This is a genomic window from Kocuria atrinae C3-8 (assembly GCF_000286355.1).
Classification (GTDB): domain Bacteria; phylum Actinomycetota; class Actinomycetes; order Actinomycetales; family Micrococcaceae; genus Kocuria; species Kocuria atrinae_A.
In genome coordinates this window covers 25,279-36,098 of sequence record NZ_AJXN01000048.1, presented here as the reverse complement: position 1 = coordinate 36,098, position 10,820 = coordinate 25,279, and the positions used below count along the sequence as shown (strand labels likewise).

Here is a 10,820-nt window from a genome sequence, read left to right as displayed (position 1 = left end):
GGGGGCCCGCGGCGTCGTCGAACTAAAAAATCAGTGCATCAGATCCACATGGCGGGATCGATGTAGGTGGCAGGGTCCACCAGGGGCTCCTGCTTCTCGGGAGTGCGCTGGCGAATCTTGCCCGGGATGCCCGTGACGATCGAGTCCTCGGGAACGTCCTTGACGACCACGGAATTCGCGCCCACGGCCGAGTCCGCACCGACCACCAGCGGGCCCAGAATCTTGGCGCCCGCACCAATGGTCACGCGGTCGCCGATGGTGGGGTGACGTTTGACCGGCTCGAGGGAACGGCCGCCCAGGGTCACGCCGTGGTAGATCATGACGTCCTCGCCGATCTCGGCGGTCTCACCGATGACCACGCCCATGCCGTGGTCGATGAAGAAGCGGCGACCGATGGTGGCACCGGGATGGATCTCCACGCCGGTGGCCCAGCGCGCGGCCTGAGAGACGGTGCGAGCCAACAGTCGCTTATTGGGGTCCTGCCACAGCTTGTGCGAGAGACGGTGCGCCCAGATGGCGTGCAGCCCCGAATAATTCAGCGCGACCTCCACGTTGGAACGAGCCGCTGGGTCGTGGCTGCGGGCAGTTTCGAGATCTTCCTTGAGTCTGCGCCAAAAGCTCACGTGTCCGTACCTCTTCTGCTCCGCCCCGTGTCAGGGCCCGATTGATCTCGTGTTGTAGCCGACGCCGCGGGCGTCTTTCGTGCCAACGCTACAGAACCTTCATGCTATTCCCGCCCCGGCCTCCGGTACGAGTTTCCACAGGTCATGTCGGGGGAGGGACCGAAAAATACACGCGCGGCAGGAGACCTTGTGGGTCGCCCGCCGCGCGTGTTTTCAACTCATGCGAAGAGTGGCTGAATCAGCCGCGGATGTCTTCGTAGAGCAGGGTGGAGATGTAACGCTCGCCGAAGTCGGGAACGATCGCGACGATGAGCTTGTCGCGGTTCTCTTCCTTGCCGGCTTCCTGGAGTGCGGCCCACACGGCAGCACCGGAGGAGATGCCGCCCAGGATGCCCTCGCGGGAACCCAGCTCGCGGGAGGTAGCCACGGAGTCCTCCACGGTGACGTCGTAGACGTCGTCGTAGATCTCGCGGTCCAGCACGTCCGGAACGAAGTTGGCGCCCAGGCCCTGGATCTTGTGGGGGCCGGCCTTGCCTTCGGTCAGCAGCGGGGAGTCAGCGGGCTCAACGGCCACCAGACGGATGTCCGGCTTCTGCTCGCGCAGGTACTTGCCGGCACCGGTGATGGTGCCGCCGGTGCCGATGCCGGCCACGAAGATGTCGATCTGGCCATCGGTGTCTTCCCAGACCTCGGGGCCGGTGGTGTTGTAGTGGATCTCGGCGTTGGCCGGGTTGGAGAACTGGCGTGCGAGCACGGCGTTGTCGGTGGACTGCACGATCTCCTGTGCCTTCTCCACGGCGCCGCGCATGCCTTCTGCACCCGGGGTCAGCACGATCTCCGCACCGAAAGCGCGCAGCATGACGCGACGCTCGGTGGACATGGTCTCGGGCATGGTCAGGATGACCTTGTAACCGCGAGCTGCACCGACCATGGCCAGGGCGATACCGGTGTTACCGGAGGTGCCCTCCACCACGGTGCCGCCGGGCTTGAGTTCACCGGAGGCCTCAGCGGCGTCGATGATGGCCTTACCGATACGGTCCTTGACCGAGTTGGCGGGGTTGTAGAACTCGAGCTTGACGCAACGTTGCCGGGAAGGTCCTTGTCCAGCTGGTTCAAGCGGACCAGGGGAGTGCCGCCGACGATTTCGGTGACGTTCTCGTAAATCTTGCCCATGGATGTTCTCTCCTGTCGTGGGATCGTGCTGGGAGGTGTGTCAGCACAGAACTGTTTTTCAGCCTAGTGCGGGTGCCGGGTGGATCTCAGTGAGTTAGCCACACAGCGTAATCTTTGCGGACCTTGGCCAGCTTGGGGTTGATGATCACCTGGCAGTAGCCGTTGAATGGCTGGTTGCCGTAGAAGTCCTGGTGGAAATCCTCGGCCTCCCACAGCTTCTGCGGTTCCTCGATGGTCGTGACGATCGGGTCCTGGAACAACGGCTGCGCCTTGTTGATGGCCTGTTCGAACAGCGTGCGCTGCTGCTCGTTGGCGGGAAACATCGCGGAACGGTACTGCGTGCCCACGTCGTAACCCTGCCGATTCAACGTGGTGGGATCGTGCCCGGTGAAGAAGAGGTCCAGGATGACCTCGGCCGGAACCACCATGGGGTCGAAGGTGACCACCACGGCTTCAGCGTGACCGGTGGTACCGGAGCACACGGACTCGTAATCGGGATGCTCCGTCTGGCCGCCGGTGTACACGCTGCGCACATCCAGCACACCGCGGACACGGCGATAGACGGCGTCCAAGCACCAGAAGCAACCACCGGCGAGCACAAAGGTTTCTGTCGAGGAAGAACTCATAGTCCGTATAACGCGCAAACCGCCGCACAATTCCCGGCGGTTGAGTTGCACTCGCTCCTAGGATGGATCCATGACGTCTGAGGCTCAATCGCAGGACCGTTCGATTCCCACCTTGGCTGAGGTGGTGGCCGTGGCGGACTCGCTGTGGCCGTTCCGCCTCCAGGAGGACTGGGACGCCTCGGGTCTGGTGACGGGCCGCCCCGACCAACCTGTGCGCCGCATTCACTTTGCGGTCGATCCGGTGGCCGCGGTCGTGGAAGAAGCCATCGCCCTGCACGCGGATCTGCTGATCACCCACCACCCGCTGCTCATCCGCGGGGTCACTTCTGTTGCGGCCGAGGGCTTCAAGGGCAAGGTCATTCACGACCTCATCGAGAACCACTGCGCGCTGCTCGCGTGTCACACGAACGCGGACTCCGCGCGCCGCGGCGTGTCCGACGCCTTGATCGCGGCCGCCGGGGTCAATCCCGACGACGCCGCTCCACTCGTCCCGGACGCCACGGACCAGAACGTGGGGTTGGTCGAGTGGGTACCCTGTCGGACAGCGTGACCCTGCGAGAGCTGGCCGAGCGCTTGGCCACGAACATCCCGGGCACTGCCCAGGGGCTGCGCATCGCCGGTGACCCGGAGCGCAAAGTGAGCACCGTTGCGGTGTGCGGGGGTTCCGGCGATTCGTTGTTCGAACAGGTCCGAGCCACGGGTGCTGACGTGTACATCACTGCGGACCTGCGCCATCATCCCGCCTCGGAGGCCCGCGAACACGCCCTGGGGCCCGGGGCCACCGGAACTCCCGCGTTGATCGACGCAGCCCATTCCGCGAGTGAGGCACTGTGGCTGCCGTGGGGAGCCGAAGACCTGCAGCGAGCGCTCGCCGCTCAGGGGTTCGACATAGAGGTGTTCGTGAGCGACCTGCGCACCGACCCGTGGGATTTCCGCGTGCCGTCACCCGATTCCGATTCAGCGCCGAATCACACTTCAGGAGAGACCTCATGACCGAGCAACACGCACTCACTGCGCTCTTGGACCTGCAAGCGGTGGATTCCGAACTGCACGGCATCATGGTCAAGGCTAAGTCCCTGCAAGAATCCGAACACGTGAAATCGTTGCTGGCACGCCGGGCCCAGGCGATCGAGGCGGCCAAGCAGCTGGATGCCCAGGGCAAGGAGGCAGCGAGCGGCGTCGACACCGCGGAAGCCAAGGTGCGAGACATCCAGGCCAAGATCGACCGGGACACCGAACGGCTCAATCACGGTGGCACGGCCAAGGATTTGATGGGGATCCAGCACGAGATCGACACACTCACCAAGCAGCGCGGTGAGGCAGAGGACGCCCAGTACCAGGCCATGGAACACGCGGAGGCTGTCGCCGCGGACCGGGAGCAGAAGCTGCCGCTGTTGCGAGCGGCCGACGCCCAAGCTAAGGAGGCCGTGGCCCAGCGTGACCAGGACCTTGCGGCGTTGAAGGAACGACACCAGGAGCTCACGGCGCAACGCCCCGGGCTGGTGAGCGCCGTGAACGATGAAGCCCTGGTCAAGCGCTACGACTCGCTGCGCAACGCACGCGGGGGCGGACGGATCGCGGTGGCCAAGTTCGAGCGGGATACATGCGGGGCATGCGGCACGCACATGAGTCCGGGAGATGCCGAGACCATCGCCAATACTCCGGCGGGCAGCATTCCCACCTGTATTGAGTGCTCTGCGCTATTGGTCCGTTGAGCGCGTCCGAACCGGCGTGAATCAAGGGCCTCGTCCGGCGCGGTAGGATCGACGCTGGACAGGCGGGCCGGGTGACCGCGCGGCGCACCGAAAGGTACGTCTCGAGGAAAGTCCGGGCTCCGCAGAGCTGGATGGTGGGTAACGCCCACTCGGGGAAACCCGCAGGACAGTGCCACAGAAAATAGACCGCCCGCCTCGAGCGGGTCAGGGTGAAAAGGTGGTGTAAGAGACCACCAGCGTGCCGGGCGACCGGTGCGGCTTGGTAAACCCCATCCGGAGCAAGGCCATGCAGGGTGCGTTCGAGGGCTGCTCGCCCGAGTGCCCGGGTAGGCTGCTTGAGCCGTACGGCAACGTACGGCCTAGATGGATGGTCACCACCGCGGTTCGGGTAACCGGCCGCGGCACAGAACCCGGCTCATAGGCCCGCCTGTCCCTCCACTAGACTTCTGGGGTGCTGATTTTGCTACCCCCGTCCGAGTCCAAGACCGCTCCCGTCTCAGGCGATCCCGTGTCCCTGGGCACCCTGAGTTTCCCGGGTCTCACCAAGGATCGCGAGCATTTGGCGACCACACTGGCCCGCGTGAGCGGCCAGAAGAACGCACTTTCCGTTCTGGGGGTGGGGGAGTCCTTGGCCGCCGACGTCGCTCGCAACCGAGAGCTGCTCACCGCACCTTCCGGCCCGGCGCTGTCCATCTACACCGGCGTGCTCTACGACGCGCTCAATGCCAATTCCCTCTCCGGGGCTGCTCATGAGATTGCCGACCGATCGCTGGTGGTGGTCTCCGCGCTGTGGGGAGCCGTGCGGCCCACCGATCACATTCCCGCGTATCGACTGTCAATGGGCACTGATCTACCCCGGCACGGGAAGCTCAATACGTGGTGGAAGCCTCGACTCACCCCGGTGCTGGATGAGGCCGCAGCCGATCAGGTGATCGTGGACTGCCGGTCGGCTGCGTATGCCGCAGCGTGGAAGGCACCCGCTGCCCGGACCGTTGCGGTGCGGGTGGAGCAACTCAACGAGGCCGGTAAGCGGTCGGTGGTCTCCCACAACGCCAAGCACACGCGGGGTCTGGTGGCCCGGTTCCTGTGCGAGTTCGAAGCTGAACACGGTGCGATCGAGACGGTTGACGCCGTCCGGGACGCGCTCAGCACCCGCTGGACGGTCGAGCTGGTGGAACCCACAGCGCGCAAGGCCGGGACACTCACCGTGGTGCTGGATCCGCCCGCCGTGTGACAGGGCACGGTCCAGCGCCGGAACTCAGTGACCGAACGGGTCTTCGTCCTCACCGGGCAGCCACGTGGAATCGGTGGACCAGGCCTCATTCTTAACGGCCTTCTTGGCCTTCTTACCCCACTTGGTGTTGAGACGATCCATGTAGAGCTTGCCGTCCAGGTGGTCGTACTCGTGCTGCATGACGCGCGCGAACCAGCCATTGGCCTCGAACGCCACGGGATCGCCGTTCTCGTCCTGGCCGGCAATGCGGACCCAGTCGGCGCGCTTGAGCGGCCACGAATGACCCGGGACGGACAGGCAGCCCTCGGACTCTTCATCCGGATCGGGTGCGACCTCCGAGATCTTGCCGACGGTCAGCACCGGATTGACCAGCACGCCTCGCGGTGCCACGCCGTCCTCGTTGTCGAACACATACGTGAAAATCCGCAGACCCACGCCGATCTGCGGAGCGGCCAGGCCCACGCCGTGGGCCGCGTCCATGGTTTCGTACATGTCCGCGATCAACTCGCGCAGTTCGTCGTTGAACTCGGTGACCTTCGCCGCGGGACGGTGCAACACGGGGTTCCCGGTAATGACGATGGGGCGAATGGCCATGCTGACGTTCCTCACGAGGTGCTGTTGGGGCGGATGATCCGCAGGCAAATATATCGCGTGAGGGGCTGCGTCAAGGGGAACCCTTTGGTCAGGCTAATATTAAGCTTGCTGAATATCTCCCCCTCAAGGGTGTGGTGGGTTGATCGGCCATCGGGTTGGACTGTCCGGTGGGCCAAAATTATCTACTTTGAGGGGGCATGTCCGAGTGAGGGTTGCGTCAGCGCCATACGGTCACGTGTATATCCAACACCTGGCGGACCCAGACACCTCGGACGGCGTAACTCGGCTACCTGACCCCACCCCGGAACGCTCCGTTCCAGGTGCTCCCTGGTGGCCACTGGTCATGTTGGACGTGGAGTGGATCAACGACCACGCCCAGGACTTCGATGTCTTCCATCTGCATTTCGGGTTCGACGCAGTAGCTCCTGCCGAACTCCAGCGCATTGCGGACGCGTTGCACGCCAACGGCAAGCCCCTGGTGTACACGGTTCACGACCTGCGCAATCCGCACCAGACGGATCCCTCGATCCACGACGCAGCCCTGGATGTTCTGATCCCGTCGGCCGACCAGCTCATCACCCTGACCCGGGGTGCGGCGGAGGAGATCGAACGCCGTTGGGGGCGTGAGGCCACGGTGATTCCGCATCCGCACGTGGTTCCCCTCGACAAGTTGAATCGTCCGCGGGTCGAGCATGACACCGTGACGGTGGGCATGCACCTCAAGAGCATGCGCACCAACATGAATCCGCTCCCGGTGCTGCGCACCCTGTTGGACGAGATCCGCGAGCGCGACATGAATCTTCTCGTGGACGTTCATACGGACGTGGTCACGCCCGGGATGACGCATCACAACCCAGAGGTTGCCGCGCTCCTGGACAGCGTGCGAGACCGTGACGATGTGCAGGTGCACGTCCACGATTTCTACACGGATGACGAGCTGTGGGAGTACATCGCCGGCCTGGACCTGTCCGTCTTGGCGTACCGGTTCGGTACGCATTCGGGGTGGCTCGAGGCGTGCCACGACTTGGGCACACGCGTGTTGGCGCCCTCGGTTGGTTTCTACCACCAGCAGCATCCGGGCGTCCTGAGTTTCGACTGGGATGACCACGGGCAGCCGGTTGAGGGTCAGATCGCTGAAGCCCTGGACCAGCTCGAGAACATGGGCCCCTGGCGGGCTACTCGTGAGGAACGTATCGAGCAGCGGCGGCGAATCGCCAACGCTCACGCGGAGATTTATCGGACAGCACTGGCGGGGAGGCCTTCATGAAAATTGCTCTACTGGCCCATGATCGATTCCCGATCGCGGCACCCTTTGCCGGTGGGCTCGAATCGTTCACGTGGTACCTGGCCAAGGGCCTGCGCGAACGCGGGATCGAGGTGGTGGTCTTCGCAGCGCCCGGCAGTGATCCGGACCTGGATGTCGAGGAGCTCGCGGTGGAACCGGTTTCCCTCAGCGAACAGGCGCGCAACGATGTCTCCATGCCGCCGGAAGGCCAAGTCCGGGAGACGATTTCCTACCTGCAGGTCATGACTGCCCTGGCACAGCGTGATGACATCGACATCGTGCACAACAACTCGCTGCACTACCTCCCCATCGCCATGGCCCAGTCCCTCAAACAGCCCTTCATCACCACCCTTCACACCCCTAACACCCCGTGGATGGAACCAGCGCTGCGGTTGAGCCCGGCGTGCGGACCGCTGCCGTGAGTTCATCGATCGCTCACATGTGGCGCGATGTCACCTCCGCTCGTGTGATTCCCAACGGTGTGGACCTGGACCATTGGTCCCTGGGCCCGGGCGGTGATTCGCTGGTGTGGTCCGGGCGGATCGTTCCGGAGAAGGCTCCCCACATCGCCGCGCGCATCGCACGTGAAGCCGGGTGGAGACTACGGATCGCCGGTCCGCTCTCCAACCTGGAGTACTACGAAACGCATCTGAAACCGCTGCTGTCGGACGACATCACCTACGAGGGTCACCTGGAGCCGGACGAGCTCCATCACCTGGTCTCCCACAGCGCCGCGTGCCTGGTCACCCCGCAGTGGGAAGAGCCGTACGGATTGGTCGCTGCGGAGAGCATGGCGTGCGGAACTCCCGTCCTGGCGATTGCCCGCGGTGGTCTGGCGGAAGTGGTACGTGCTCCCGGTGGTCTCTCCGTGCTCCCGGAAGCCAGCGACGAACTCACGGTGACTGCCGCGGCTCGCGCGCTGAGCGGCGTCGTAGCCATGGATCGCGGCCGGGTGCGTGAGCACGCCCGTCAATGGTGTTCTCTGGACGCCACCGTGGATCAATACGTGGACCTGTATCGCGAACTGGTCGCCTCATGATCGGGTACTACATCCACCACCAGGGGCTCGGCCACCGGACCCGTGCACTCGGTATCGCGCGTGAACTGGACGTGCCCGTGGTGGGATTCAGCTCGTTGGAGGCACCCGCCGGGTGGCCGGGGGAATGGTGCCACCTTCCTTTGGACGTTCCTCGTCACCCGGTGGATCCCACGGCCAACGGCGTGTTGCACTGGGCACCGATCGATCACGCCGGGTACCGCGAGCGCATGCGGTTGATGGCCGAGTACCTGGGTTCGCAGCTGTCGGTCATGGTCACGGATACTTCCGCCGAGGTGACTCTTCTCGCTCGCCTGTTCGGCGTTCGCACCGTGGTCATGGCCATGCGCGGCAACCGCACGGATCGTACGCATCGGGACGCCTACGATGCAGCGTCCATGATTGTTGCCCCCTGGACTGCGGAGTCGGCCGAGGGCTATTGGCCGCGTGAATGGACCGCCAAGACGGTGTACGCGGGCGCCATTTCACGTTTCGATCACCTCGCAGACCCGCCCGCGGTGATCGCCGCCGACGCCGCTCGGTCGAGTTCCTCGCGCAAGGTCCTGGTCGTGTGGGGAGGCGGCGGAACCGAGGTCACCGAACACGACATCCGGCGGGCCACGCTGGCCACCCCGGACTGGGACTGGACCGTTCGTAGCCCTGCGAATCCTTCCCCCGATCTGTGGACCGAATTGCAGGACGCGGACGTGGTCGTGACGCACGCCGGGAACAACGCGGTGGCAGAACTCTCCGCGGCGGCCCGTCCGGCGGTGGTGATTGCCCAACCCCGTCCATTCGATGAACAACACGCGACGGCTCGGGCCCTCAGGAACGCGAAGGTTTGTACCGCACTGGAGCATTGGCCGGAACCGGCGGACTGGCCCGCGCTCTTGGACGGTGCACTTGCGCAGGGCGGTTCCGGATGGGCCCGCTGGCGGCACGGCGACGGCGCTCGCAGGGCCGCGCAGGCCATTGAGCGACTCGATGATTTGGCGTTGACGTGCGAACCGCGCTGATCACGATCGTCAGTGGTCGTCACGAACACCTCCGCCGGCAGCTGGCTTGGGTCTCCCAATTGGATCCTCAGCCGCACGTGCACGTGGTGGTGAGCATGGGGGACCCCGAGATCACGAGCCTGGTGGCGGAGAACGGGACGGGCGGCGTCGTCGTCACCATGGATCCCACCGACGAACTACCGCTGGCGGCGGCGCGAAACCTGGGCGTGGCCCGAGCTGCCGAACTCGGCGCGGACGCGTGGTGTTGCTGGACGTGGACTGTCTTCCCGACCGTTCGCTGATCGGTGATTACGAAAGGGCACTGGCTCAGGTCCGTTTCGAGACCGCTGTGATCAGTGGCCGGGTCAAGTACTTGCCGGAGGGCATGACGGAGGCCGACTACACCCCGGAACGAGTGGCAGAGCTGGGGCGCGATCATGGAGCGCGGGTCATCCCCGAGGGAGGGGACCTGGAAGCGGCGGATTCTCGCATGCTGTGGTCGCTCAATATCGCGGCCACGGTCGAGAGCTGGAACAGGGCCGGCGGATTCGACGAGGCCTTCGTGGGGTACGGGGGAGAGGACACGGACTTCGGACAGCGGCTCGCCGCGGCCGGAGGGTCCATGTGGTGGACCGGGTTGGCGTGCGCGTATCACCAGTACCACCCGACCGTGACACCCCCGGTCCAGCACGCGGCGTCGATTGCGCGCAACGCCAATCTTTTTCGGGCGAAGTGGGGGTTCGACCCGATGGAGGGATGGCTCCACGACATGCTCGAATCGGGTCACCTGACGCTGGAAGCCGGCCAGTGGCGAGCCGGTGAACAGCAGCGATAGCACAAAAGGAGCACTTGCCACTAAGGTCATTCTCGTGAAAGATCAGCGTGCTCCCATTACTTTGGCTCTCGTCAATGACTACCCGGTGGTCATTGAGGGCGTGACTCGGATGTTCGAGGGCCATGACCGACTCGTCGTCGAAGAAATGGTGTCCGGGGAGAACCCCCGACGAACCGTTGATCTGGTGCTGTTCGACGCCTTCGCCGCTCGGGATCGTGGTCAGTACGACGTGACGCGGTTGCTCGAAGACGTCCCGAACCGGAAGCTGGTCGTCTACACGTGGAACGTGTCCGAGGAGCAGGTGCGGAAGGCGCTGGACTTCGGTCTTCACGGGTACCTGTCGAAAGAGCTCACCGCCGAACAGTTGGCTGACGCGCTGGTGCGGATCCACGAGGGCGAGCGAGTGGTTATGCCGGAACCGGTCCCCGAGGACATCGAGATTGCCGACTGGCCCGGGCGACACGCCGGTTTGTCGCCGCGCGAGGCCGAAGTCGTGGCGCTCATCACCCAGGCGCCACCAACGATGAAATTGCCCGGACGTGTTATCTGAGCATCAACTCGGTCAAGTCCTACATCCGCTCCGCTTACCGCAAGATGGGCGTGGAACGGCGCAGTCAAGCGGTGCTGTGGGGCGTGCAGAACGGGATGGAGCCCACGGTCGCTCGTTCCTGAATCCACCCTTCCGGTGGTGGAATCACTCAGCT

The 10,820-nt window shown here is 64.6% G+C and carries 13 protein-coding genes, 1 other RNA gene and 2 pseudogenes; 12 read left to right on the top strand and 4 right to left on the bottom strand.

From position 1 onward, the window contains the following. Nucleotides 1-38 precede the first annotated feature (38 nt). From epsC to msrA, 3 genes and pseudogenes are all read right to left on the bottom strand, one after another. On the bottom strand, nucleotides 39-623 hold the full coding sequence (gene epsC, locus YO9_RS0106110) for a serine O-acetyltransferase EpsC (protein WP_016996681.1): 585 nt from the start codon (nucleotides 621-623) through the stop codon (nucleotides 39-41). 238 nt (nucleotides 624-861) lie between these two features. Then, nucleotides 862-1,796 (bottom strand): annotated as a pseudogene (cysK, locus tag YO9_RS0106105) (cysteine synthase A). An 86-nt stretch (nucleotides 1,797-1,882) separates the two neighbouring features. Then, a complete protein-coding gene (gene msrA, locus YO9_RS0106100) occupies nucleotides 1,883-2,422 on the bottom strand; it encodes a peptide-methionine (S)-S-oxide reductase MsrA (RefSeq protein ID WP_031272769.1) in 540 nt (179 codons plus the stop codon). A 70-nt stretch (nucleotides 2,423-2,492) separates the two neighbouring features. Here msrA and YO9_RS21430 point away from each other — a divergent pair. The 4 genes and pseudogenes from YO9_RS21430 (at nucleotide 2,493) to YO9_RS0106085 (ending at nucleotide 5,371) form a co-directional block, all read left to right on the top strand. Continuing rightward, nucleotides 2,493-3,415 (top strand): annotated as a pseudogene (locus YO9_RS21430) (Nif3-like dinuclear metal center hexameric protein). Beyond that, nucleotides 3,412-4,137 (top strand): zinc ribbon domain-containing protein, encoded by a 726-nt coding sequence (locus YO9_RS0106090; protein ID WP_016996677.1) that lies wholly within the window; start codon nucleotides 3,412-3,414, stop codon nucleotides 4,135-4,137. The pseudogene YO9_RS21430 and the gene YO9_RS0106090 overlap by 4 nt, the downstream one beginning before the upstream one ends. 59 nt (nucleotides 4,138-4,196) lie before the next feature. After that, nucleotides 4,197-4,571: RNase P RNA component class A (gene rnpB / locus YO9_RS0106115), an RNA gene on the top strand. 17 nt (nucleotides 4,572-4,588) lie between these two features. Then, nucleotides 4,589-5,371: a YaaA family protein gene (locus tag YO9_RS0106085; protein WP_016996676.1), complete on the top strand. Its 783-nt coding sequence runs from the start codon at nucleotides 4,589-4,591 to the stop codon at nucleotides 5,369-5,371. 24 nt (nucleotides 5,372-5,395) lie between these two features. Here the strand turns inward: YO9_RS0106085 and def are convergent, their stop codons facing one another. Further along, the gene (gene def / locus YO9_RS0106080) at nucleotides 5,396-5,965 is read right to left on the bottom strand and encodes a peptide deformylase (RefSeq protein ID WP_016996675.1); all 570 of its coding nucleotides are present in this window, start codon (nucleotides 5,963-5,965) and stop codon (nucleotides 5,396-5,398) included. A 205-nt stretch (nucleotides 5,966-6,170) separates the two neighbouring features. Between def and YO9_RS0106075 the strand changes: the two genes are divergently transcribed. Genes YO9_RS0106075 through YO9_RS21425 form a run of 8 tightly spaced genes read left to right on the top strand, consistent with a single transcriptional unit; the run spans nucleotide 6,171 to nucleotide 10,788 of the window. Continuing rightward, nucleotides 6,171-7,232 (top strand): glycosyltransferase, encoded by a 1,062-nt coding sequence (locus YO9_RS0106075; RefSeq protein ID WP_031272768.1) that lies wholly within the window; start codon nucleotides 6,171-6,173, stop codon nucleotides 7,230-7,232. Next, nucleotides 7,229-7,672, top strand: coding sequence for a glycosyltransferase (locus tag YO9_RS17220; RefSeq protein ID WP_223286193.1), 444 nt, complete (start codon nucleotides 7,229-7,231; stop codon nucleotides 7,670-7,672). The genes YO9_RS0106075 and YO9_RS17220 overlap by 4 nt, the downstream gene beginning before the upstream one ends. Next, nucleotides 7,669-8,289, top strand: a complete 621-nt coding sequence (locus YO9_RS17215) for a glycosyltransferase (protein ID WP_223286192.1) — start codon at nucleotides 7,669-7,671, stop codon at nucleotides 8,287-8,289. Before YO9_RS17220 ends, YO9_RS17215 begins: the two co-directional genes overlap by 4 nt. After that, a complete protein-coding gene (locus YO9_RS0106065; protein WP_016996673.1) occupies nucleotides 8,286-9,302 on the top strand; it encodes a glycosyltransferase in 1,017 nt (338 codons plus the stop codon). Before YO9_RS17215 ends, YO9_RS0106065 begins: the two co-directional genes overlap by 4 nt. Beyond that, nucleotides 9,287-9,583 carry a glycosyltransferase family 2 protein gene (locus YO9_RS17210; RefSeq protein ID WP_223286191.1) on the top strand — a complete coding sequence of 99 codons (297 nt, stop codon included), beginning with the start codon at nucleotides 9,287-9,289 and terminating at the stop codon, nucleotides 9,581-9,583. The genes YO9_RS0106065 and YO9_RS17210 overlap by 16 nt, the downstream gene beginning before the upstream one ends. Then, entirely contained in the window at nucleotides 9,556-10,116 is a 561-nt protein-coding gene (locus tag YO9_RS0106060) for a glycosyltransferase family 2 protein (RefSeq protein WP_223286190.1), read from the top strand. The genes YO9_RS17210 and YO9_RS0106060 overlap by 28 nt, the downstream gene beginning before the upstream one ends. Before the next feature lie 34 nt (nucleotides 10,117-10,150). Next, nucleotides 10,151-10,666 carry a response regulator gene (locus tag YO9_RS0106055; RefSeq protein WP_223286189.1) on the top strand — a complete coding sequence of 172 codons (516 nt, stop codon included), beginning with the start codon at nucleotides 10,151-10,153 and terminating at the stop codon, nucleotides 10,664-10,666. Next, a complete protein-coding gene (locus tag YO9_RS21425; protein WP_223286195.1) occupies nucleotides 10,564-10,788 on the top strand; it encodes a response regulator transcription factor in 225 nt (74 codons plus the stop codon). The genes YO9_RS0106055 and YO9_RS21425 overlap by 103 nt, the downstream gene beginning before the upstream one ends. The last annotated feature ends 32 nt before the right edge of the window (nucleotides 10,789-10,820 follow it).